Source organism: Borrelia duttonii Ly (assembly GCF_000019685.1).
Lineage (GTDB): Bacteria > Spirochaetota > Spirochaetia > Borreliales > Borreliaceae > Borrelia > Borrelia duttonii.
In genome coordinates, this window is record NC_011229.1 from 787,759 (window position 1) to 811,749 (window position 23,991).

A 23,991-nucleotide genomic window follows, 5' to 3' on the forward strand; every position below is an offset into this window, starting at 1 on the left:
GATTTATGCTTAGTAATATTGTTTATGTTTCTCTTCCTGAGAATTTTACAAGTCATATTAAAGGTTTTTTATTTGATCCTAAGGTATTATTGCCTGTTGAGGTTAGTGATATTGAGCACTTTTCTCAAGATGAACTTAGTTTTGAATCCATTATGTCTGCAATTCTTAAGATTTCTGCTTATGACCAAAATAATGTTAACTTTCCTTATTATAAGAAGCTTTTATTAGCTTTAAATCCAAATATTATTAATATTCTTATTAATGTTGGTCTTTCTAAGATTGATGAGGGAGATTATAATTTGGCTCTTGAAATTTTTTTGTCATTAAAAGGTGTTGAAGGTGAGAATGAGGTTATTCTTTTTAATTTAGCTTTATTATATGAAAAAATGGCTGAAAATTTTTTAAGACTTGAGCAACATATGGATGCTATTAGTAGTAATCAAAATGCTTTAAATATTTATGAAAGGCTATTAACACTTGATAGTCCTAATGAAAATGTATTTGCAAATGCTGGGTTTTTTTTTGTTAAGCAATATAAATTAGATAGGGCGAAAGAACTACTGAGGCATTATTTAAGAATTTCTAATAATTTAGGATTGAAGAATAAGGTAAATGAAATTTTAAATGTTATAGAAGTTCATAAAGATTTAGCTTTAAATCTTGAGAGAATATATGATTTGATAATTTTATCAAAGGAAGATGAAGCTATTTGTGAACTTATTAAGCTATTAGAATATCACAAAGATTCCTGGAATGTTTGGTTTTTGCTTGGATGGGGGTATAGAAGAAAGGGATTTTACTTGCAGGCAAAAGATGCTTTTCTTAAAGTGTTGTTTTTTGATTCTAATAATGTTGATGCTATGAATGAAATTTCAATTTGTTTAATGGAGTTATTTAAATTTGATGAAAGTCTTAAATATTTACTTAGAGCATTAGAACTTGAACCTGATAATATTAAAATTATTTCAAATCTTGGTATTCTTTATTTAAAGATGGAGCGTAAAAAAGAGGCTAGAGAATATTTTCAAATCATTCTTGAATATGATCCAAATGATCCTATTGCTCTTAAGTATTTGGAATTGTTAGAAAAATAATTTAAATTTATTCAGAAATAAATTTGTCTAGACTTGCTTTTTTGAGTCTGTTATTGATTGAATATCCAAGTTGATTATTATCTACAAATTCAGCAAGTATTTGTTTATGTGTTCTCTCAGATTCTACAAAAACTTTATAAATATTTTTTGCATATTCTTCTAATGTGTTAAATACACAGATGTGATTTGTATTCCAAAGCTTATTAAACCAATATGATTTAATAGTATTTTTCATAATGAGTATTTTTGTATCTTGTCGTGATATATACTTTCTTATATTATCTTTTTGTCTAAATAAATAAACGGGTATGCGTGGTCTATAATGTTCCAATAAATTTCCTGGTGATTGTTGGAGTATTTTTTTCCCTAATGAATATTCTACATTAAATTTTCCATTAAGTTCTCTCTCTATCATTTCTTTTGTTATTGATCCTGGTCTTAATATTGATACGTTGCTTTTAGCGTCAAAACTTATAACAGTTGATTCTATTCCAATTTGTGATACTTCATTTTTCTGAATGATTCCTTTAACAAGACCGTTAAGTTCTTTTATTGCCATTTCGAAATTAGTGGCACTGGGACGTTTTGATAAATTTGCTGATGGAGCTGCTATTGGAACTTTGCTCATTTTGATTAATTTGAGAGCTATGGGGTCTGAAGGTATTCTGACTGCTATACTTTCAAGACCTCCATTTATTAATTTAGATATCTTGCCCGCATTTTTTAATATGAATGTTATGGGACCTGGGGTAAATTTTTTCATTAAAATCATAGCACTATCTGGTATATATTCTACCAGTTCTTTTATTTTTTCTATTGATTCAACATGTACTATTAGGGGATTTGTAATAGGACGTTTTTTTACTATAAAGAGCATTCGTATAGCATTCTCATCATATGCATTAGCTCCAATGCCGTATACTGTTTCTGTGGGAAATACTACTAATTCTCCTGAATTAATGAATTTCACTGCTTTTTCTATTTCACTTTCTTTTATTACTTCTGTTTTCATTAATGCTACCTATTAAGGTTATCTTAGCATATTTATTAAATCAAAAAAATTGAAAATAAACAATTTAGGTCAACTAATTAATTTTGTGTTATAAGTCTTATGCTTTATATTGTAATATGCAATATGATACAATGTGTAATTATGATAGGTTTATTTGGTCTTAGGGCTATTGACTTGAGGTTTGTGTTTTTATTTTTGATTGTTGTTACTATGCAATTAAATAGTGCTACTGTAGGGCTTGCTTCGTGGTATGGCGAAGCTTTTCATGGTAAGACTACTGCTAATGGCGAAAAATTTGATATGACTGCTCTTACAGCGGCTCACAAGGAGCTTCCATTTAATAGTGTTGTGAGAGTTACCAATTTACTTAATAATAGAACTGTTGTTGTAAGGATTAATGACAGAGGACCTTTTAGAAGAGATAGGATAATTGATTTATCAAAATCTGCTGCTGAAAAGTTAGATTTTATAGGAATAGGTGTTGCTCCTGTAAAAATTGAAATATTAAAACAAGTTGATGTGAAAAATATTGAAAACCAAAAATCTGAGAACAATCTTGATGTTAAAGATGCTTCTAAGAGTAATTCTAATAGTGATGTTGTTGATTTAAAAGCAGATAAAAATGTTATTGTGGGTAAGGAACATACTGAGGTTGCAGGTCAAATTTTAAATGATACAGATAAAGAGCCAGATTTTTACATACAAGTTGGTTCTTATAAGACTAAAGATTATGCTCAAAGGGCTTATAAGATACTTGAAAAAGCTGGTCTTAATGTTTTTGTAAACTCACATGGACCTTTTTTTACAGTATTTATTCCTACTTATGCTGATGATGTACAGAAGAATGTTGAACTCATTAAATCTACAGGATATAAGGACATTTTGGTAAGAAAGACTAAAATTCCGGGAAATAATATCCTTATGGATTAATATTTTGATCTATTTTAAAAAATGTATTTATTGTATGTTTGATAGTTGTAAAGTTTGAGTAGTAAGTTTTGATTTTAGGTAATGATTTTAAAAATGATTTGCCATAAGTTTTGTTGCAAATTCTTTTATCAAAACATACTATGATTCCATAATCTTTAGAGTCCCTAATTAGTCTTCCAAATCCTTGTTTAAATTTCATTATTGCTTGTGGTAATGTTTCTTTTATAAAAAAATTTTCATTTGTTTTTTTAGCCAATTCATTTTTTGCTATTAAGATTGGATCTGAAGGAGTTTGAAATGGCAGTTTGGGGATGATAATCATTGTTAATTGATCTCCTTTAATGTCAATTCCTTCCCAAAAATTTTTTATTCCTATAAGTACGCTTTTTTTGGGTGATTTTTTGAATGAATTTATAAGTTCATTTTTTGGTAATTGTCCTTGTATGAAAATGTTTATGTCATTTTCAAATAAAAAATCTTTGATATTTTTACTTATGTATTCTAAACTTTTAAGCGAAGTTAATAAAATTAGGGTTCCTCCTTTGTTTAATATCACAAGTTCTTTAATATATTTTGTTGATTGATTTAAAAATTCTTCTTCGTTGTTAGGGTTTTCAATATCTGATGTAATTGTGAGTATTGATTTTTCTTGATAAGGAAATGAGTATGGTAAATTTTCCATTTCGATGTGTTTATTACTTAAATTTAGTCCCGTTTGATTTAAAAAGTATGAAAATGATTGATTTATTATAATAGTAGCCGATGTAAAAATTATTCTTTTTGTTCGTTGATACATGATTTTATTTAGTTCTGGACCTAAATAAATTTCTGATGTTTGAAATAAAGGGATATTTTTTTTATTGTCTATCCAAAAACAAAGATTATCATCTTGATTTTCAGATATAAAATTTTGAATTAATAATTTTTTTTGATCTAAATTTTTAATGAGTCTATTTAGCTCTATTTTTGCCGTTTTGTTTTCTATATTTTGTATTATTGATCTTATGGTTATTTGATAATTTTCTAGATTATAAATGATATTTTGTAGATATGTTTTAATACGTATATAAAAGTTTGTTTTATGTGTATCACTGGTAATTCTGTAGATTGATGGTAATTTTTCTTGTGTGTTTATTATATATTCTATGTTTTCAAAGTTTTGTATTGTGAAAATTTCAAAATCTTTCTTATAGATATTATTTATGTTTTGTCGTTTAATTATTTTATCTATTTTTATAAAAATTTGTTTTATTCCAGTTTTTGAAAAATTTTTATTAAATAAGCTTCTTGCAGCTTCTTCTAAATAGTGAGCCTCATCAACTATTATGTTTTTTATACTAGGTAATATTAAATTGATATTTATGTTTTCTTCTTCAAAATTATTTTCATGATTTTCTTTTTCCATTAGTATTTCGTTTCTTATATAAAGGTCGTTTAATAGTAAATGGTGATTGGTTATAATGATATCGCATTTTAATATTTTATTTCTTGCTTTTTTAAAAAGACATTTATTCTCATTAGGACAGGTAATTTCTGAGCATGTTTCAGGATTTGCTGATACTTCTTCCCAAATTTGTTCATCTATAAAATTAAGTTCATCTTTATCTCCTGTTTTTGTGTTTTGTGCCCAGTAGATTAATGTTTCTAAATTTTTTTTATTTAGTGTATGGGCTAGAAGGCTTTTTTTGAGTTCTTCGAGTCTTCTAAGGCAGATATAATTTTTCATTCCTTTAATTATGCCAAACTTAATTTTAAAAGGAATAATCCTTTTTAAGGATTTAATATCTTTTTTTATTAATTGTTCTTGAAGATTAATTGATGATGTTGAAATTATGACTTTTTCTTTTGTTTGGTGAATGAAATCAATAGCAGCAATTAGATATGCAAAACTTTTTCCAGTTCCTGTTGGTGCTTCAATGACTAAAAAGTTTTCATCCCTAAAGGTTTGTTTTATTTTGTCTATCATCCTAAGTTGTGTATCTCGTCTTACAAATCCTTTGATATTTAGTTCTGCTTGTTGAATGATATATTCACTTAAGTTCATTTATGCAGCATCCTTTTATTATTTTTGCAAATTTTTTATGTACTGTGATTAATTTTATTGTATATTTTAAATTTTTTGATGTTTTATATTATGATATTGCAAGTTTATTATTGTTGTTCATTTTAGTAGTTGGTTTTTAATATATTTTTATATGTCATTTAGATGGTAATTAAAATTTTTATCATTGCTTTTGATTTTAAAATTTATGTTTAAGTCATTTCTTTACCATATTATTGTCTTGTTATATCATTTATTTTATGACTTTTTTAAATAATATGAAGCGTCCCATTATGATTTTAGCCCCAATGGAAGATGTTACAGACACTGTTTTTAGAAATTTAGTTAATTTGATTGGAAATGGAAAGGACGGTCCTGATATTTATTTTACTGAATTTATTTCTGTAAAAGGACTTTTAAATAAATCAAAGAACTCAATGCAACATATTTTGACAAAAAATGATGAGCTTAGTCGACCTTTGATTGCTCAGATTTGGGGTGATGATCCTGATAAGTTTGTGAAGGCAATAGAAATTTTGAGTAATTTAGGATTTTGGGGAATTGATCTTAACATGGGTTGTCCAAAGAAAAAAATAGTTAAAAAGGGTGTTTGTTCTGCTTTAATTAATAATAAGTCCTTAGCCCATGAAATAATTATTGCAAGTAAAGAGGCATGTTTAAAGTATGGGCTACCTCTTAGCGTTAAAACTAGACATGGTTTTTTTTGTTCTGAGGTTGAAGATTGGTTGGGTTTTCTACTTAAGTTAGGTATTGATATGTTAACTGTTCATCCTAGGCTTGTTATTAATCAAAGTGAAGGGCCTATAGATGTTAATGTATTTGATGAACTTGTTAAATTAAGAAATAAAATTAATCCTTATGTAGTAATTATTGGAAATGGAGATGTTTTAAGTTTGAATCAGGCATATCAAATGATTAATAAGTATTCTATTGATGGGATAATGTTTGGTCGTGGAATATTAAAAAATTTAAACTTATTTAGAAGAGATGAACCTAACTTTTTAGATAGTGATTTAAATTTTAGATTAAATATATTAAAATTGCACATAACGGATTTTCATTCTACTTGGGGTATTACTAAAGATTTTAATAAACTTAAGAAGTATTTCAAAATTTATTTTAATGAAAATGAGATATGTAGTGAATATTTTTATAATATTATGAGTTCAAATAATTATGATGAACTTTTTGAAAATCTAAGTCGAATTAATGTTATAGGAGATAAGCTTAAATAATGAGCGAAGAACTTTCAAGCAGTTATGATCCTAAGGTTTTTGAGGATAAAATTTATAAGAGATGGTTGGATAATGGTGTCTTTAGTCCTGATGATAAGATCGAATTAAAATTTAGCATGGTAGCACCTCCTCCAAATGTGACAGGTATTCTTCATATGGGACATGCTCTTAATTTTACTTTGCAAGATATTCTTGTTCGTTATAAAAGGATGAAGGGATTTAATACTCTTTGGCTTTTTGGGACAGATCATGCTGGAATTGCAACTCAGACAGTTTTTGAAAAACAACTTAGAGAACTTGGCAAAAGTAAAGATGATTTTAGTCGTGAAGAATTTATTGAAGGAATTTTTGAATTAAAAAATAAGCATAGAAAAATAATTGTTAATCAGGTAGAAAAGCTTGGAGCTTCTTATGATCATTTACGTGAGAGGTTTACTCTTGATGATGGACTTTCAAGGGCTGTTAATAAAGTTTTTATTGATTTATATAATAAGGGGCTGATTTATAAGGGAGAATATCTTGTAAATCTTGATCCTGGTTCTGGAAGTGTTGTTAGTGATGAAGAAGTTGAATATAAAGAAATTTTGGGTAAGATTTATTTTGTTAAATATTTATTGTGTGATGGTGGTTTTATTGAGGTTGCAACTACTAGACCTGAGACAATGTTTGGGGATGTAGCTATTGCTGTTAATCCCAATGATGAGAGATATAAATCTTTAATTGGAAGAGAGGTTATAATTCCTATTGCAAATAGAAAAATTAGGATAATAGCTGATGATTATGTTGATATGGAATTTGGTAGTGGAGCTTTAAAAATAACACCTGCTCATGATCCTAATGATTTTGAGATTGCAAAAAGGCATAATCTTGCCAAGATAAATATTTTGAATAAGAATGCAAAGCTTAATGAAAATGTTCCAATTGAGTACCAAGGTTTAAGTGTTAATGCTGCAAGAAGTAAAATAGAGAAAGATTTAAGAGATAAAGAATTTTTAATAGATGTGAAAAATCATAAGCATCAGGTGGGGCATTGTCATAGATCTGGAGAAGTCATTGAACCTTATTTATCAAATCAGTGGTTTGTAAAGATGAAACCGTTAGCCGATGCTGCTTTACAAGCATTAAGTGATGGTAAGATTAGGTTTTATCCTAGGAAATGGGAAAATACATATAAGCATTGGTTATCAAATATTAAAGATTGGTGTATATCTAGGCAGTTGGTTTGGGGACATAGAATTCCTGCTTGGTATGATGTTCAAACAGGAGAGATTGTTGTTAGTGAATTTGATCCTTCATTGAGTAAAAATTATAGTGGAAGAAGTTTTGTTAGAGATTCAGATGTACTTGATACTTGGTTTTCTTCTTGGTTGTGGCCATTTTCTTCTCTTGGATGGCCAGATGTAACTTTTGATCTTAAAAATTATTATCCTACAACTACTTTAGTTACTGCTTATGACATAATATTTTTTTGGGTAGCAAGGATGGTAATGGCAGGACTTGAGTTTATGGGAGAAGTTCCATTTAGAGATATATATATAACTCCTCTTTTAAGAGATAAAAAGGGACAAAAGATGTCAAAATCTTTAGGTAATGGCATCGATCCTCTAAAGATTATAGAGCAGTATGGAAGTGATGCATTGCGATTTACTCTTTCATTTTTGTCCGTACAAGGACAGGATTTAAACATTGACACTAAAGATTTTATGTTTGGAGCTAAATTTGCAAATAAAGTATTTAATGCATCTAAGTTTATTTTATCAAATTTGAAGGGTAGACTAGTATTAGATAGTTTAGAATTTGATGACATTGATAAGTGGTTGATTACAAGGTTAAATGCAACTGTTGCTGTTATAGATTGGTCATTTGAAAATTATAAGTATAATGAAGCTACAAAAGCGGTATATGAATTTTTTTGGAATGATTTTTGTGATTGGTATATTGAAATTAGTAAGATTAATTTATGTAGTGATGATTTTGATTTACAGAATATAACCATTTCCAAATTAATTTTTTTCCTAAAAGAATCTTTGCTTATTATGCATCCCTTTATTCCTTTTATTACCGAAGAAATTTATTCTAAGGTTATGTCGTTAAAAGATATATTGGCTTTAAAAAAGTATCCTGAAGTTACAATGCAAAGGGATTTTAGAGAAGAATTTCAGCAATTTAATTTATTTAAAGACTTTATTATTTCAATTAGGACTCTTAGAAGTGAATTTAATATAGTTCCTAATGTTAAGATTAATGTTGCTTTGAAATTTGGTAATACTTTTCAGTCTGAAAAGTATTTTAGAAGAAATGAATATATTGCAAAAAAACTTATTAATTTTGATTGTATTTTTTACAATGAAAATTATGAAAATATGATAGGAGTTCCTAATGTTAATTTTGAAAGTTTTGCAGATATTCGAGATCTCATAGATACTGATAAAGAGCTTACAAAACTTAGTAAACAATTAGAAAAATATGAAAAACTTAAAAATGTAACTCTTCAAAAGCTTGGGAATCAAAATTTTTTATCAAATGCTCCTGATGAAATTATTAATTTTGAGAAGTTAAAATTAGAAGAATTTGATTCTTTTATTGTTAGAATTAGTAATTATATTTCTAATTTAAAGAAATCTAGTTACTAATTAGATTTTGTTTGTATTATTCTTTTTGTGCTACTAGCATATGTCTTTTGTTGTTAAATCCTTTTATTTTAAGATAATTAAAATTTGCAAGTTTTAATCCGTCTTTCACAATTCTTGCTGAAGAAAATGTTGAGAGTTTTGTTCCAGTTTTACTTTTTTGTGAGATTATTGTAAATATTTCTTTGTTCCACATTCTAATATTTTTGCTTGGAGTAAATCCATCTAAAAACCAGTAATCTATGTATTTTGGTAATTCTTTAAGTTTGTATTTAGCATCACCAATGAGGATTTTTAAATTAATATTACTTGATATTTTGTATTTGATATTTTTTATTGGTATTTTTGGATATTTTTTAAGCATTATCTTGAAATATTGTATATCGTTATTAAAAAATTGTGATATTTTTTTTATTTGTTCTTTTTTTAATGGAAATTTTTCAATTGAGTAATAGTTGATTTTTGTTTTAATATTGTTTTCTGTTAAATATTTTAAGAGAGCTATTAAATTTAGCCCTGTTCCAAATCCTAATTCTGCAATTTTTATGTTTTTGGTGGTTGTAAGTTCTTTTTCTAGTTGACATCCTTTAATAAATACGTAATTGCTCTCTTCAAGTCCATATTGAGGATCGTAATAAATGTCTTTAAATTTACTTGAATATATAGTTTTACCTTTGAATATTAATTTGTGTGTCATTTTTATAAACAAATTATAAGATAATAATTTAATCTCTCTAGGAGAGAATAAATTAAAAAATCCATCACTCTTAAAGATAATAACAGTAATGTTATATATATATTGACCCTGAATTTTGTTTGACTAGGATAATAGGATGTAGCTACTAAATTTAAAAATTTTTTCTTTTAAAGAGAAACTAAATCACAATTTAGTTTCTCTTTTTTCTTATTCTTCTATAATAGCTATTATTTCTTTTGCTTTTAGAATTAGATGTTCTTTATCTTCAATCTTTACAGCAGCCCCAGCATATTTTTCATAAAGCACTGTGTCTCCGACTTTAACATTAATTTCTTCTTTGTTGGAGCCAATAGCCATAACTGTTCCAATATGTGTTTTCTCTTTTGCATTTTCTGGTATATATAATCCTGAAGTTGTTTTACTTTCGGCTTCTTTTATTTTTATTAAAACTCTATCAGCTAAAGGTTTAATATTTTTCATTTTCAAACATCTCCTTAATTTGATAATATAAATATACGAAAAAGTGAAGCGTTAAGTCAATATCTTTTAATGGCACTTGAAAATTAGCTTTATTTTAAAGATAATTCTTTTAATAAAATGTCAAGTTTAGGTGGAAAAATAGTTTGATAAGAGTAAATAATTTAGAAGTTACATTTGGAGAGAGAATTCTATTTCAAGATGTAAATATTAAGTTTTCTTCTGGAAATTGTTATGGAATAATAGGAGCTAATGGTGCAGGTAAGAGCACGTTTTTGAAAGTTTTGGGTGGAACAATTGAGCCTAGCAAGGGTGAAGTATTAGTTGCTAAGAATCAGAGAATGGCTGTTCTTGAACAAAATCAATTTGCATATGATGATTTTCGAGTTATTGATACTGTGATTATGGGTCATAAAAAGCTTTATTCTATTCAAAAGGAAAAAGATGAAATTTATGCAAAACTTGATTTTAATGATGAGGATGGTATTAGAGCTGGAGAACTTGAGGCAGAATTTGCTGATCTTGGAGGTTATGAAGCAGAATCTAATGCTGCAGTGCTTTTAAGGGGGTTAGGTATAGATGAGTCTCTGCATTTTAGTTTAATGAGGGATGTTGAGGCGGCCTTAAAAGTGAGAATACTTTTGGCTCAGGCTCTTTTTGGGGATCCTGATATATTGCTTCTTGATGAGCCTACTAATAATCTTGATATTCAATCGATTAAATGGTTGGAGGAATTTTTAATTAATTTCGAAAATACAGTTATTGTTGTCTCACATGATAGGCATTTTTTAAATCAAGTTTGTACTCATATTGTTGATATTGATTATGGAAAAATTCAAGTTTATCTTGGTAATTATGATTTTTGGTATGAAACTAGTCGAATACTTAATAAGCAATTGAAAGATGCTAAGAAAAGATCTGAAGAGAAAATAGCAGAACTTAAAACTTTTATTCAAAGATTTTCAAGTAATGCATCAAAATCTCGCCAAGCAACTTCAAGAAAAAAGTTAATTGAAAAAATTAAAGTTGAGGATTTAAAACCGTCTTCAAGAAAATTTCCTTATGTAAATTTTAAAATTGAAAGGGATCTTGGTAAAAATGTTATCACAATTAAAAATTTAACCAAAGAATTTGAGGGACAACTTATTTTAAACAAATTTAGTATTGTCATAGAACCTGGACAAAAAATTGTTTTTTTAGGTAGTCCAATTTCAGCAAGTTATTTTTTTGATATTATTACCAATGAAGACAGAGATTATAAGGGACATTATGAATGGGGTTCTACTGTTAATTTTGAGTATTTTAAAAAGGATAATGAAGAATATTTTAATGTAGATTTAAGTTTAATAGATTGGCTTAGACAATATTCCAAAGAAGGCGATGAGACTTATATTAGAGGGTTTTTGGGGAGGATGCTTTTTAGTCAAGATGAGGCTTTAAAGGGAGTTAATGTTCTCTCAGGAGGTGAGAAGGTAAGGTGTATGCTTGCAAAGATAATGCTTAGTGGTGCTAATGTATTATTATTGGATCAACCAACTAATCATTTAGATCTAGAGGCAATTACATCTTTAAATACTGGACTTAAAGATTTTAAGGGAGTTGTGTTGTTTACATCTCATGATCATCAGTTTATTGATACAATTGCTAATAGGATTATTGAATTTACTCCTAATGGAATAATTGATCGTTTTATGACTTTTTCTGAATATATTGAGGATGTCAAGGTTAAGGAATTGCGGGATAAACTTTATGAAGGACATTCCATCTTAAAACTTTAATCACATTTTTATTCATTACAGGATGTTTGTGATTTTGAAAGTAAATTTTTGTATTTTATTTTTTTTTAGTGCTTATTTTTCTCTATTTGCAGATATTAATCTTTATTTTCAAAAAGCTTTAACCGGACAAGTTTTAGGAAATCCTATCCTTGATGAGAGACGTGATACTATTACTGTATTAACTAAGGATAGGTGGTTAGTAACTTATACTATGTCTTTTGGTAAAAAGTATTCTTATAGGTTAGATAGAACCCCTTATCCCTTTTTATTAAAGGATTTTGGTAATGGGTATTATGTTATTACAGGACGTAATGAAGTTCAGAAAATTAGAAGAGGAAAACTTATATGGAAATATAATCTGGGTGTTTCTCCTATAAAAGCCCCTTCAATAGGTAATGGTTATATTTTAGTTCCGACAGCTGATGGTAGAGTTATTGCTTTAAGACTTGGTGATGGCCATAAAGTTTTTGAGGTTGATATAGAAGGGCAAGCATTAACCTCATCTGTTGTTCTTGAAAATGGTAATTTTTATATTGTCAATGAGAATGATGAAATGTTTGCTTTTAATGTTGATGGAGGACAGATATGGAATATTTCGCTTATGTCCTCTCCTAGTACATTGATGATCAGTACTGATAATAAAATAATTGTTGGATTGCAATCCGGAGAGATTGTCATTTATGATAGTGATTTTGGTGATGTATTAAATTCTGTTAGTTTAAATTATCCTATTAATTTTTTATTCGAAAAATTTAATGGAGAATATGTTGCGGTATCTGATATTGGTGTTTTTTTTAATTTAAGTAAAAATCTTGAAATTATGTTTTTCAACAATTTATCTTTAAATCTTAAAGAAGCTGTGCTTTACAATAATAAAAATCTTTGTCTTGTTATGAAATCAAATGGTGTTTTGGTTCTTGATGAATATTTTAGACCCGTTGATAGATATGATGATATGAAGGAGATATCCGGACTTGTGGCTAATGTTGGATTCATTGTTACTGGAGGATTTAATTGGATATTGACCACTTATTATTATGAATATAAAGATATGCTTGATATTATTGTTTGGAATCATACATTGGGTAATAGATATCATCAAAATAGAATAGATTTTAGAGAAAAATATTTAATAGAACATGAAGATGTTTATTTGACTCTTGATGAAATGTTAAATTCTGCATATGATAAGGTTACTTATCGTAAATTTTTAAGTATGCTTGATTCTATTTTAAAGAAATATGGTAGTTTTCCTAAAAGATATTTAAATTTATATAAAAAGGCTATTGATAATTGGCTTGCTCCAAAAGATGGAATTGATAGAATCTTTCAAAGAGGACAATTGTATAAATATTTTATGTATGTTGATGATATGTCTGCAATTAAGGGTTTTGTTAATGTTGCAATTCATGAGAAAGATATTAGCAATGTAATTCAGTTGATTAAAAATATTGCCAAATTTGAGTATTATCATGATCAAGATGAACTTGTATATAATTATATTCAATATATAATATTGAATTATCAGGGTAATTTAGAGATAGCTTATGCTGTTCTTTTAAGCTTACGAAAGATAATTGTAAATTCTTCTGAAGAGAATCTTCAAAAGTATAGAAGTAAATATCTAACTCTTTTGAAATTTATAAAGCGACAGAATTTTTCTGAAAAAATTAATGGCTTTGCTAATGAAATTATTGCAATTCTTTGATTCATTTTGTTGCTAATTTTATGTTATCATGTATTGAATACATCTTATATTGTGTTAAAATTAATGTTTTAATTTATACCGGTTTATTTAATGATAAAGTTTATAATTAACCAGGGGAGAATTTTATTATGAAAAGAATATGGGTATTTTCTAGTTTGTTATTTGTTTTTTTAAATATTGTTACTTTTCATGCTAGAGAGGTTGATAAGAAAAAATTAAAAGATTTTATTAATATGGATCTTGAATTTGTCAATTATCGAGGTCCTTATGATTCTACAGACACGTACCAACAGATAGTGGGTATTGGTGAATTTTTAGCTAAAAATTTAGTTGATAATAAGGCTAACTATTACAATAAATATTATGTTAATCGGCATATTGATCGTGAAGATGAAAAGAGTAGTTCAGATGTTTTTGTTATTGGTTTAAATTCATCTCTTGATAGTATTTTAAATCTTAGAAGAATACTTACAGGATATTTGATGGAAGGTTTTAAATACAGTAAAGAAAGTGCAGAATTGCTTGCCAAGGCTATTACGATATATAATGCTGCTTATCGAGGTGATTTGGATTATTATAATAATGCTTATATTAATTCTTCTCTTACAGATTTAAATAAGCATAATGTAGGGCTTTCAAGAGTTTATAGTCAATGGGCTGGAAATACTCATATTTTTATTCCTCTCAAAAGAAATATTTTGTCAGGAGACATTGAATCAGATGTTGATCTTGATAAAATAGTTACGGAGAGAGTAGTAGCCTCTCTTTTAGGTGAAAATGAAGAAGTTGGTACAAATTTTGCAAGAGATTTAACAGATGTTCAAGATGAAATTCGTGATGTTGATCAGAAAAAAATTGATATTGAATCTAATACTTTAAAGACTATTGATGATGAATTGAATGAAACCATTGATAATTTGAGGGAACAACTTGAGAAGGCTACAGGTGATACTGAGAAAAAAGAAATTGAAAAACAAATTGATGATAGCATACTTCAAAGAGATGCTTTAAAGAGTAAAACAGAAGAACTTAAAAAATCACAAAAAAAGTTGGATAGTTCTCAAGAAAAATTGGATAAACAGAGGGATATAGTAAAGGATAAGATACAAGAAAATATTGATAGGAGTAATAAAGATAAAAACTTACCAAAGCCTGGAGACATAACTTCTCCAAAAGTAGATGAAAAATTGCAATTAACCGAGACTATTGAGGATTTAGAAGAACAACTCAATAAAGTTACTGATGATACTGAGAAAAAAGAAATTGAGAAGCAAATTGATAATAACATACTTCAAAGAGATGCTTTAAAAGATAAGAAGAGAGATGAGTTTAAAGAGGTAGATAATGGGGATTTGAATAAACAAAAAGAACCAGCTGAGAATAGATTGCAAAGGAATGTTGAGAGTAAAAATCAAAATAATAATTTGCCAAGGCCTAAAACTACATCACAAAATGATGGAAAATCACAGTTATCTAAGGATTTAGCACAACAACTTAAGAAGGCTATTGATGATGCTGAGAAAAAAGAAATTGAAAAACAAATTGATGACAATATAGTTCAAAGAAATGTTTTAGAAGATAAGAGGGATAGGCTTAAAGGGGTGGATAATGGTGGTTTGGATAAACAAAAAGATCCAGTTAGGAATAGGTTGCAAAGAAATGTTGGGCGTAAAAATCAAAATAATAATTTGCCAAAGCCTAAAGCTACATCACAAAATGATGAAAAGTTAAAGTCAGCTAGTGAATTGAAAAGACAACTTGAAAAGGCTACATCAGATATTTCAAAAAATTCTCCTAATATTGCGAATAAAAAATCTTTGCAGAAATTATCCGATAAATCTTTAAATGCTAAAGATAAATTGGTTAAGTCTGAGGGTGTGAAAAAATTGTTCACTGAAGATAAGGATAAAAAGCCCGTATTTTTAGAAATTTTAAATCCTAATACTAATTTAGGTGTTCTTAGGTTAATTGATTCGGATAAAGAAAAATTAGATAAAAATTATCAGTACGGTATTAGGAGGTATGGGGTTTATGAGAGGAAAGATGATTTTGTTGCTATAAAACTTTGTTCAGGTATTGCAAAACTTCAGTTACTTAGCAAATCAGAAAATTTAAAAGTTAAATCTCAAGCAGGTTTTGAGTTGAGTAGGGATTCTTCTCTTTATGTTGATTCTGAAATGATTTTAGTAGTTGTTAAGGATAATGATGCTTGGAAATTAGCAAAGTTTTCTTCAAATGATTTGAGTAAATTTGTTCTTTCTGAAGATGAAGTTTTACCATTTACAAGTTTTACTGTTAATGCAGGACGTGTTTATTTACAGGATGCATCTAAGTCAATTATTACTTTGGATGTAAATACTTTGAAAAAAATAAATTGAACTCAATCGTTGATTAAATAATATGTTTGTCAATGTAAACAGGAAGGATTAATTTTATTCATTCCTTTAATACCGGGAAATCGGGACAGTGAGATTCGAACTCACGATCCCCTGCTCCCAAAGCAGGTGCCTTAGCCGCTAGGCCATGTCCCGAAAAAATTACGCGCCAATTAGGACTTGAACCTAAAACCTACAGATTAGAAGTCTGTTGCTCTATCCCATTGAGCTATTAGCGCTTTTGAGCCTAAAATTGAGTATACCATGTTGAAAAATCCTTGTCAATAAAATATTATTGCTTATCCTTTATTATGACTATACATATAATTTATAATTATTTTTATGGTTAATATTGATTTAATTGTAGATGAAACTTTATTTCGCTATCCTTATGTAAAACCTTTTTTAACTTTTAAAAATAATTACGAACTTTTAATAATGGTGATTTTGAGTGCAAGAACGACTGATAATATGGTTAATAAGATTGCACCTAAACTTTTTGATAAATATGGTGATTTTAAAAGTTTGGCATGTGCTGATTTAGTAGATGTTGAAAGATTAATTTATAAATTAGGATTTTATTCAAATAAATCTAAAAATATTATAAATTGTGCACGAATGATTTTGGAAAATTTTGATGGTATTATTCCAGATAATATTTTTGATCTTATATCTTTGCCAGGAGTAGGTAGAAAAACAGCCAATGTTATTCTTGGTGTTGTTTATAAAAAGCCAGCTATTATTGTAGATACTCATTTTAGTAGAGTTGTGATTAGACATGGAATTACTTTTGAGAAGACACCTTTAAAAATTGAATTAGATTTAAGAAATAGAATACCTGCTGATAAACAATATAGATTTTCTATGGCTATTAATAGGCATGGAAGAGATGTTTGTACATCACGTAGTCAAAACTGTAAAAATTGTTTTTTAGAAAAATTTGCACCAAGACTTGTTTGATTATAATTTATGATGATATGAAAAATTTTGTGTGTTTTTTTAGTTTGAGATTTATTGATGTTAAGATAATGTTTATTATTAATAATATTATTAGGGGATTTATCCATATCCAAAAATATTCTTTTCCCATTTCTATATATCTTAAAAGTTCTCCAAGACTTGGATAATAGCTTTTGTCTTGTTGTTGTAAAAAGTTTACTACTTCAAAAGTTGTTAGGCTTTTTGAGATTTGTAGGGGAATGATTGATGAAATTGATGAAAAAATTTCGGGAAATATGTGATACATTATTATTCTATATTGGCTTGCACCCATCATTTTGCTTGTTTTTATATAATCAAGGTTTTTAATTAGTAGTGTGTTATTTCTTGTGATGAATGAAAATTTGATCCATCCGTGTACTATTGCTAGTATAAATGATACCTCTAGTATGTTGTAGTTTTTTTGTTTTGAAAAATAATAAAGAATTAACATTAATACATAGAAAAATGGTATTGTTTGTAATGATTCTATTAATTTTGAAATTATCAAACAAGTTTTGAATTTGAAATTACCGATTATTATTCCTATAAAAATTCCAATTATTGCAGAAATTGCTGCATAACTAAATGCAAGTAAAATAGAATTTCTAGTTGCTAATATTAATCTTGATAATATATCTCTACCCATTTTATCAATTCCTAAAGGATTTGTATTTGTTGGTGTTTGCGGCAATTTGTTTGTTTGCTTAATGTATATTTTATTTGGGTCTTTTTTATATATTGCAAATTTTGAATTTTCATTTATTAAATTGGGAATTATTATTAGAAATAAAATGAAAATACTCAATAATAAAATATATGATCTTTTAAATTTATTCATTATTCTAATATATCCTTATAAGGATTCATATTGTATGTTAGTATATCTGTTATTAAATTTGTTATTAACATAATTAATACTCCAACAAATAGTAAGTCTCTATAAACTATATAATCGTTATTTTTCATTGCATTAATTGTTAAAGCCCCAATCCCATCAATTCCAAATGTTATCTCAATAAAAGAGGAACCAAAGAATGATGTTGTAAGAGTGGATCGGAGTTGAGTGATTAATGAAGTTAAAGAGGGAATTAATGAGTGAAATGTTATTATTGAAAAATTTTTGATACCCCTTGATTTTGCACTTATTATATAAGGTTCAGATAAATTTTTTGTTAGGGATTGTTTAAAAATTACAGCGTTAAATATGAAAAATGAAAAAAACCATGCAAATCCACCTATTATCAGGTTTTTTTGATTTATGTTGAGGTAGTAAAGTATAGTAATTACTAACATTATGATTAAGTTTCTTGGTAGTGAATGTAAAAATAGCATTATATATTCTAAAATATTATTTAAAATTTTATTTTTTACAAAAAATGTCCATATAATAATAAAAAAAATGGCTATTAAGTAAGATAATATTAAACCTGGAATTGATATTGTTAATGTGTTTTTTATTTTACTAAAAATGACACTTATTGGTGATTTGCCTTTTATAAGAGGAGTGTTATAGGTAGTGTTCCAGATTATTCCTTGATATTGAGTTTTGTAGACTATGTATAGAGATCCTGAGATGTGTTTGGCAAAATAATCTTTACTTAATGGAGCATTTGGATCAAAATCATATATTAACTTGTAGCTTTCAATGCTTTTAATTAATCCAATATATTCCAAATAGTCTTTAAATATATTTGTTTTTATGAATGGAATATTTGGACGATTATTTGAAAATGCATTTAATATTGATATACAAAAAAATGTTGATATAATGACATTAATCGCCATATATAGTACATTTTTTATGATAAATATAGCTGTAGTTACCTCCCTTGGTGAAGAATTTTTATTTTTTCAAAATAACTGAGTAAAAAATAAAATATCAGTGAAAGTACTATTGATATTAAGTAAAAATTTTTGTCTATGTTTGTATTGTTTGATGTTTGTTTTATGTTTAATATATTGCCTTGATAATAATTTTCATCTTCATCAGAATTTTTTATGATAATTGAATTTTGAGGATAATAACCTAGTTTGCTTGCTTCTCTTAAGATAGCTGGTTTCGATATTTGTAAATTAATATATTTTGTTTTTAAATTTTTTTGTATCATTTTTAAGTTTTCTATATGCTTTTTCATCATAATGAGATTATTGTTTAATTTTTTATAGTTAATAATTCCTGTTTCTCCAAAAATTGGTGCTATTATGAAATAACTTATTACACCTACGTAAACAGAAAACATAATTTTTTGTATTAGGAACATATTATATTGTAATTATATCTTTAATATATTATATTTACAAGTACATAATTACAATATAATATGTTCTATAGCATGTTATATTGTAATTGTATACTTGTAAAGTATGAGTATGTTGTCTTTGTTTAACTAAATTTGGAGAAAAATTTTTAATATGATAAGTCATAAGAATTCTTTCTTTATTAAAGAAGGCCCTAAAAAAGTTGATTTTGATATGGATAGTGTGTTTTTACAGCACTCAGTTAATGCACAAGTTGTTTCTATACGTTCTGATGATATTAAAGTTCTATTGGACGAAAAGTTATTAAAACTTGATTCTTCTTTAAAGCAAAGGCATGGTGAGTTGGTTGATTATTTAAAAAAGGTTGAGGGACGTATTTCTAGAGTTGAAAATACAATACTTGATCGTAGTTTGGATTTTCTTGAAAATTCTGATCACTCTAGCTTAAAATCAATGGGTTTTATGAAATCTCATGATGACATTATTGTTAGAGATAATGAATTTAGTGAAGTGCTAAAACGAGAGAATAATTTGCCAAATGTTTCGCTTGCTCAGGAAGAATTAGATGCTTTACTTGAAGGGCTTAATGAAATTTCGAGTGATAATAAGAAGAATTTTGATAATGGTAATAATGGTAATGCTGTAGAGGATGATTCTGAACCCAAAGAAATTTTGATGGATGATCGTAAGAGTTTAGATATCGATAATAATTTATCTTTATACAATAATGATATATATGGTGTTCAAGATAAATTGTCAGAAACAGAAAAAAATGAATCCTTAAAATCTAATTTGGCAATGTCTGAGAATATTGATTTATTAGAAGAATCTTCTTCTTTAAAGATGGATAATATTGTTCATGAGGATGGTAGTGATCAGGCTTCTGCTGCAAGTTTGGATGAATATAATAAGATTTTGACTAGTTCTTTTACTGATGAGAATCCTACTAATGTTGAGTTGAAGAGCGAGAATGATTATATTGATAATTCCAGTGTAAATGAAGTTACTTCAGATATGAAAAATATAGAGAGTGATATTGCATCTTTTGAGCAGGATAATTTGGGTAAATATGAACAGCATTCTTTAAATTCCAATTTAAATGAAGCTATGTCTTTAGATCAAAATTTGCAAGATGCAAATGATGTGGAAGTTCAGGAAGGTAATAAAGAATTAGATGGTTTAGTTGATATTACTGATCATAAGGTTAATAGCTTAGACATGATTAATGATGGCAAGCTACAAGAAAGTGATCATGATTCTACTTTAACAGTAGGGCATAAAAATAGTAATGTTGTTTCTTCTAATTTGAAAAAATTTGATAATTTTGAAGATGTGTTAAAGGCGGATTTAAATTATGTGGATTTACAAAATTGTATTAAAGATTTTGAAGAGAAAAATCTTTACGATGATGCAGGTGATTTAGAAGAAAAAGTGGGACAGGATGAAAAATTAAATGCATCTTTTTTAAAAGAACAAGAGACTACCGGGGATGGTTATAATTCTTGTAATTTTAGTTTTACTGATGTTGAGGCTATAATAAATAAGTTTAATGATAATGATTATTTAAGTCAGATTAATTTAAGTGATGAAGAACGTGCGTTGTTAGTTAAGTTTATTGATAATTTAGAAAATGAACTTTCTTTTAATCCTAAGGGTAATAATTTTAAAATTAAAAAAGAATATGAGATTTTACAAAAGATTAAGCGTTTACTAGAAAGAGAGTAGGATTATCTATTTAATTAGATACTATTTTTTGTTTTTTATAACTTCAATTTTATTTTTGTTTTTAACTTTTTTTTACTTTATTAATAAATTTTTAAATCAAATTGATTTTGATTTTGATGATTTAATTAATGATGTGAAATCATATAATATGAATTTTTTTAAAGATTTAGATTTGGAAAATTATTTTTCTAACACTTTGTTTGATAATGATTTAGTGAATTCTTATTATTTATTATCATCGGTTAATGGTATGTTAGTTTATAAATCAAAAGATGATTCAATTTATAGATTATCCGATAAATTAGAACCAACTTTTTTAATAAATAGTATTTTTATTAAAAAAGTTAAAGTTAACTTTGAATTGAGTGATGATTTTATAAGTTTAGTTGTATATTATAATATCCTACCCAAGAGCAGGATACTTTATATTTTATATTCTTATTTTTTTGTAATGTCCTTTTTATATTTTTGTTTTTCTGTCTTTATTTTATATCGACTATATCGAGATATTAATTGTGATCATTGTGTTCTAGATGATCTTCAGTAGATTCTTTATCTTTTTGTTCTATTTTTTTTTCTAAATTAAATACATCAAAGAATGACCATCTATTGGTAGTATAATAATATACATCATTGTCTCTTTTCATTAAGATATCTTTGTTTTTTTCATCTTTGTTAATATAAACATCAATGTTACTGATACTTTTATTGTCCCATTGTATTTCAATGTTATATTGTAGGTTATAATCATTAATTTTATTTTGATCTATCTCAAGGCCATCTGTTGTGAATTCTTGAATTATTTGTAAAAGTTTTTCTTGTTTTAATACTTTTTGATTGATAAAGTAAAGGCCGTCTTTAATATATACTCTATAATCATTTTGTATTGAATTTTCTTCAGATTTTTTTGATTTATTTGCTATTTTAAAGGACAAACTTTCTATTTTTGCATTGTTTTCATTAAAGAGTTTGGTATCGGCAAATGTGTTGTAAGAGTTGCCTTTGTAAGATAGGAAGATGTTATTTGTTAGATATACATTCTCGTCACTTCCCTTGATATAAGATAATCGTGAATCTCCTTCTCCTGGATTTCCAATAAATATTTCTGTTAGCAGATTATTTTGTTCGTCAAAAAATTTAAAAGCAGGATTTTCGTTGATTCCCAGTTCTTTATGTTTTTTTGGATTTCTGCTTACAAGTTTATTTTTTTCGAGTTTTTCTAGATTTTGAATCATAGAATTAACCCTTTGTTCATCAATTGGAAGTTTGATATCGTTGTATTTAAGTTCCCAACCTGTTCCTGCTTTTATAATTGTTCCTTCAAGAGCTGTTTCAATTTTTGCAGTTTTTTTAAAGTCAATTGTAAATAATTTTTCTTCTAAAAGTCTTGTAACTTGGTTTTGCTTTGAGAAGATTATTCCTAACAAAAATGTGGATATTAATATTATGATTATTACTATTTTTATGTTCTCTTTAATTCCTAGCAATGTGTATTTATTATTCATAAGTTCTCCTTCATTAGTTGATTTTTCGTTTTTTTGTAAATCTAATAAGTCCAAATATTATTATTGCTATAGGTAGTATAACCAAATTTATGACTATTAATGAAAATTTTGCGTTTAACATTTCTTTTGAAGAATTTATAAATTTTAGTTTTGAGCGTACTTCTCTTGATTTAATGTTAAAAAAAGCTTCTTTTTGCATTAAATAGTCTGAAATTCGTCCAGCAAATTCAAAATTAGAGGGTGAACCATTATACATGTAATCGCTAAAGATCATGTTTGAACCTAGTAACACTATTTTTGAATTTGCAGATTTTATGTCTTTATATAGACTTTTAATTTTTCCTTCAACTGAATATCCAAGAATTTGTTGATTTTCTTTATCAAATGTTTTAGGTATATTAAATGAATACATGGCTATGTTTGCAACTTCTTCGTTGTTGACTTGCCAAGATTCTTTAGAACTTGTAAATAAGGGTGAATATTTTATGTCATCATTATTTTCTTTTGTTTCTATAAGATTTAGTGAATTACTCCAAGGAATGATAGCATCGTAAAAATTTTTAAGTAAAGGATTATTAGAATCTATGATATTATTTTTATTAATCAAGATCCATGGGTAATAAGTTTGGAAATTGCCTCCTAAGAAAAGACTTGGTGATCTCTTGTCAAGTATAATATTTTCGTTATATTTAATACCATAACTTTCAATTAGGTTAAATATTGGAGATTGAGTAGAAGTTGTTGTATATGGGTTTTGAGGATTATAATCAATTTTACTTGTAGTTATTAATATTCTTCCATTATTGACGATAAACTCATCAATTTTTTTTAATGTGTTTTCATTTATGTCTTTAGAGCCAATAATAAATAATCCATTGATGTCTTGTAATTGTTCGTTTTCTATATTTATTTCTTTAACTTCTGTTTTAAAAACTTTTTGCATTATTTCTATAAAGTTTTTATGTGTTGCTTTTAAATTTGTATCTCCAAATACGAGTCCTAATATTTTTTGTGTATTATTTATTAATTTGTCCAGACTGCTTGCAAGATCATATTCTAAATTGCTAATTTCTGTTACTATTGGAAGTACTTCACGTTTGCCTTCATATGTGATTTCAATTCCTGAATATATTTTTAGTATTGAGAGCTGATTAATTTCTCTTAAATCTATTTGTTGTGATGGAATTCCAATTTGTTCTAATGGAGTTGCTATTTTATCAGCATCTATATCTTTATAAATCACTTTTCCTCTTGAAGCGTCAGAAAAACTTGTTAAAAAATTTTTTATTTGTTCCGGGAATGCAAAATAATTGCCAAGGCTTGCAGAATTATAATAAGTAATATATATTTTTTCATTCGCATTTGAAAATAAATCTTTTGTAACTTGAGAAATCGTAAAAGCTTTGTTTTTAGTAAGATCTATTTTGAAAGTAAAAACAGATATATTACAAAAGATTAGCAATATTATTATAAGGTTTAAGGTTAAATTTAGAATCTCTTGATGTTTGTTTTTCATAAAATAA

General features: G+C 26.9%; 18 protein-coding genes and 2 tRNA genes. 9 read left to right on the top strand and 11 right to left on the bottom strand.

All coding sequences use genetic code 11. The features are described from left to right. Positions 1–5 precede the first annotated feature (5 nt). On the top strand, positions 6–1,094 hold the full coding sequence (locus BDU_RS03670) for a tetratricopeptide repeat protein (protein ID WP_318250781.1): 1,089 nt from the start codon (positions 6–8) through the stop codon (positions 1,092–1,094). Between the two features lie 7 nt (positions 1,095–1,101). Here BDU_RS03670 and BDU_RS03675 read toward each other — a convergent pair whose 3' ends face one another. Continuing rightward, positions 1,102–2,106 (bottom strand): L-threonylcarbamoyladenylate synthase, encoded by a 1,005-nt coding sequence (locus BDU_RS03675; protein WP_012538473.1) that lies wholly within the window; start codon positions 2,104–2,106, stop codon positions 1,102–1,104. Positions 2,107–2,247: 141 nt separating this feature from the next. On the opposite strand from BDU_RS03675, the gene BDU_RS03680 reads away from it, so the two are divergent. Further along, on the top strand, positions 2,248–3,036 hold the full coding sequence (locus BDU_RS03680; RefSeq protein WP_049752017.1) for a septal ring lytic transglycosylase RlpA family protein: 789 nt from the start codon (positions 2,248–2,250) through the stop codon (positions 3,034–3,036). Here BDU_RS03680 and BDU_RS03685 read toward each other — a convergent pair. Continuing rightward, positions 3,026–5,080, bottom strand: a complete 2,055-nt coding sequence (locus tag BDU_RS03685; protein WP_012538475.1) for an ATP-dependent DNA helicase — start codon at positions 5,078–5,080, stop codon at positions 3,026–3,028. The two genes, BDU_RS03680 and BDU_RS03685, sit on opposite strands and share 11 nt — an antisense overlap. Positions 5,081–5,337: 257 nt before the next feature. Between BDU_RS03685 and BDU_RS03690 the strand changes: the two genes are divergently transcribed. Together BDU_RS03690 and valS are read left to right on the top strand one after the other, a co-directional pair. Then, a complete protein-coding gene (locus BDU_RS03690) occupies positions 5,338–6,333 on the top strand; it encodes a tRNA dihydrouridine synthase (protein ID WP_041177747.1) in 996 nt (331 codons plus the stop codon). Further along, the gene (valS, locus tag BDU_RS03695; protein ID WP_012538477.1) at positions 6,333–8,966 is read left to right on the top strand and encodes a valine--tRNA ligase; all 2,634 of its coding nucleotides are present in this window, start codon (positions 6,333–6,335) and stop codon (positions 8,964–8,966) included. Before BDU_RS03690 ends, valS begins: the two co-directional genes overlap by 1 nt. A gap of 16 nt (positions 8,967–8,982) precedes the next feature. Here valS and mnmD read toward each other — a convergent pair whose 3' ends face one another. Both mnmD and groES read right to left on the bottom strand, forming a co-directional pair. Beyond that, positions 8,983–9,660 (bottom strand): tRNA (5-methylaminomethyl-2-thiouridine)(34)-methyltransferase MnmD, encoded by a 678-nt coding sequence (gene mnmD / locus BDU_RS03700; RefSeq protein WP_041177748.1) that lies wholly within the window; start codon positions 9,658–9,660, stop codon positions 8,983–8,985. A 207-nt stretch (positions 9,661–9,867) separates the two neighbouring features. After that, positions 9,868–10,140 carry a co-chaperone GroES gene (gene groES / locus BDU_RS03705; protein WP_014696557.1) on the bottom strand — a complete coding sequence of 91 codons (273 nt, stop codon included), beginning with the start codon at positions 10,138–10,140 and terminating at the stop codon, positions 9,868–9,870. Positions 10,141–10,283: 143 nt separating this feature from the next. Here groES and BDU_RS03710 point away from each other — a divergent pair, with 143 nt between their 5' ends. The 3 genes from BDU_RS03710 to BDU_RS03720 all read left to right on the top strand — a co-directional run bounded on the left by BDU_RS03710 (position 10,284) and on the right by BDU_RS03720 (position 16,001). Continuing rightward, positions 10,284–11,915 (top strand): ABC-F family ATP-binding cassette domain-containing protein, encoded by a 1,632-nt coding sequence (locus BDU_RS03710; protein WP_012538480.1) that lies wholly within the window; start codon positions 10,284–10,286, stop codon positions 11,913–11,915. Between the two features lie 22 nt (positions 11,916–11,937). Next, complete coding sequence (locus BDU_RS03715; protein WP_012538481.1) at positions 11,938–13,623, top strand: outer membrane protein assembly factor BamB family protein; 1,686 nt, start codon at positions 11,938–11,940, stop codon at positions 13,621–13,623. Positions 13,624–13,751: 128 nt separating this feature from the next. Continuing rightward, complete coding sequence (locus BDU_RS03720) at positions 13,752–16,001, top strand: P83/100 family protein (RefSeq protein WP_012538482.1); 2,250 nt, start codon at positions 13,752–13,754, stop codon at positions 15,999–16,001. Positions 16,002–16,081: 80 nt separating this feature from the next. On the opposite strand, the gene BDU_RS03725 is transcribed toward BDU_RS03720, so the two are convergent. Continuing rightward, positions 16,082–16,154: transfer RNA gene (locus BDU_RS03725), tRNA-Pro, on the bottom strand. Positions 16,155–16,163: 9 nt separating this feature from the next. Further along, positions 16,164–16,237, bottom strand: a tRNA-Arg gene (locus BDU_RS03730). A 103-nt stretch (positions 16,238–16,340) separates the two neighbouring features. On the opposite strand from BDU_RS03730, the gene BDU_RS03735 reads away from it, so the two are divergent. After that, entirely contained in the window at positions 16,341–16,958 is a 618-nt protein-coding gene (locus tag BDU_RS03735; RefSeq protein ID WP_012538483.1) for an endonuclease III domain-containing protein, read from the top strand. A gap of 7 nt (positions 16,959–16,965) precedes the next feature. Here the strand turns inward: BDU_RS03735 and BDU_RS03740 are convergent, their stop codons facing one another. Genes BDU_RS03740 through BDU_RS03750 form a run of 3 tightly spaced genes read right to left on the bottom strand, consistent with a single transcriptional unit; the run spans position 16,966 to position 19,219 of the window. After that, positions 16,966–17,817 (bottom strand): ABC transporter permease subunit, encoded by an 852-nt coding sequence (locus tag BDU_RS03740; protein WP_012538484.1) that lies wholly within the window; start codon positions 17,815–17,817, stop codon positions 16,966–16,968. Next, the gene (locus BDU_RS03745) at positions 17,817–18,764 is read right to left on the bottom strand and encodes an ABC transporter permease subunit (RefSeq protein WP_012538485.1); all 948 of its coding nucleotides are present in this window, start codon (positions 18,762–18,764) and stop codon (positions 17,817–17,819) included. The genes BDU_RS03740 and BDU_RS03745 overlap by 1 nt, the downstream gene beginning before the upstream one ends. Before the next feature lie 35 nt (positions 18,765–18,799). Continuing rightward, positions 18,800–19,219 (bottom strand): septum formation initiator family protein, encoded by a 420-nt coding sequence (locus BDU_RS03750; RefSeq protein WP_232212702.1) that lies wholly within the window; start codon positions 19,217–19,219, stop codon positions 18,800–18,802. A 172-nt stretch (positions 19,220–19,391) separates the two neighbouring features. Between BDU_RS03750 and BDU_RS03755 the strand changes: the two genes are divergently transcribed. Beyond that, entirely contained in the window at positions 19,392–20,963 is a 1,572-nt protein-coding gene (locus BDU_RS03755; protein ID WP_012538487.1) for a hypothetical protein, read from the top strand. 509 nt (positions 20,964–21,472) lie between these two features. Here BDU_RS03755 and BDU_RS03765 read toward each other — a convergent pair. Continuing rightward, positions 21,473–22,468: a DUF4340 domain-containing protein gene (locus BDU_RS03765; protein WP_041177793.1), complete on the bottom strand. Its 996-nt coding sequence runs from the start codon at positions 22,466–22,468 to the stop codon at positions 21,473–21,475. Positions 22,469–22,481: 13 nt separating this feature from the next. Next, positions 22,482–23,984: a GldG family protein gene (locus BDU_RS03770; protein WP_012538489.1), complete on the bottom strand. Its 1,503-nt coding sequence runs from the start codon at positions 23,982–23,984 to the stop codon at positions 22,482–22,484. Positions 23,985–23,991: the final 7 nt, after the last annotated feature.

What these genes read in the sequence shown, in the direction of transcription:
- BDU_RS03670 (WP_318250781.1), top strand. Translation starts at nt 6, where the DNA reads ATGCTTAGTAATATTGTTTATGTTTCTCTTCCTGAGAATTTTACAAGT.
- BDU_RS03675 (WP_012538473.1), bottom strand. Translation starts at nt 2,106, where the DNA reads ATGAAAACAGAAGTAATAAAAGAAAGTGAAATAGAAAAAGCAGTGAAA.
- BDU_RS03680 (WP_049752017.1), top strand. Translation starts at nt 2,248, where the DNA reads ATGATAGGTTTATTTGGTCTTAGGGCTATTGACTTGAGGTTTGTGTTT.
- BDU_RS03685 (WP_012538475.1), bottom strand. Translation starts at nt 5,080, where the DNA reads ATGAACTTAAGTGAATATATCATTCAACAAGCAGAACTAAATATCAAA.
- BDU_RS03690 (WP_041177747.1), top strand. Translation starts at nt 5,338, where the DNA reads ATGACTTTTTTAAATAATATGAAGCGTCCCATTATGATTTTAGCCCCA.
- valS (WP_012538477.1), top strand. Translation starts at nt 6,333, where the DNA reads ATGAGCGAAGAACTTTCAAGCAGTTATGATCCTAAGGTTTTTGAGGAT.
- mnmD (WP_041177748.1), bottom strand. Translation starts at nt 9,660, where the DNA reads ATGACACACAAATTAATATTCAAAGGTAAAACTATATATTCAAGTAAA.
- groES (WP_014696557.1), bottom strand. Translation starts at nt 10,140, where the DNA reads ATGAAAAATATTAAACCTTTAGCTGATAGAGTTTTAATAAAAATAAAA.
- BDU_RS03715 (WP_012538481.1), top strand. Translation starts at nt 11,938, where the DNA reads ATGTTTGTGATTTTGAAAGTAAATTTTTGTATTTTATTTTTTTTTAGT.
- BDU_RS03720 (WP_012538482.1), top strand. Translation starts at nt 13,752, where the DNA reads ATGAAAAGAATATGGGTATTTTCTAGTTTGTTATTTGTTTTTTTAAAT.
- BDU_RS03735 (WP_012538483.1), top strand. Translation starts at nt 16,341, where the DNA reads ATGGTTAATATTGATTTAATTGTAGATGAAACTTTATTTCGCTATCCT.
- BDU_RS03740 (WP_012538484.1), bottom strand. Translation starts at nt 17,817, where the DNA reads ATGAATAAATTTAAAAGATCATATATTTTATTATTGAGTATTTTCATT.
- BDU_RS03745 (WP_012538485.1), bottom strand. Translation starts at nt 18,764, where the DNA reads ATGGCGATTAATGTCATTATATCAACATTTTTTTGTATATCAATATTA.
- BDU_RS03750 (WP_232212702.1), bottom strand. Translation starts at nt 19,219, where the DNA reads ATGTTTTCTGTTTACGTAGGTGTAATAAGTTATTTCATAATAGCACCA.
- BDU_RS03755 (WP_012538487.1), top strand. Translation starts at nt 19,392, where the DNA reads ATGATAAGTCATAAGAATTCTTTCTTTATTAAAGAAGGCCCTAAAAAA.
- BDU_RS03765 (WP_041177793.1), bottom strand. Translation starts at nt 22,468, where the DNA reads ATGAATAATAAATACACATTGCTAGGAATTAAAGAGAACATAAAAATA.
- BDU_RS03770 (WP_012538489.1), bottom strand. Translation starts at nt 23,984, where the DNA reads ATGAAAAACAAACATCAAGAGATTCTAAATTTAACCTTAAACCTTATA.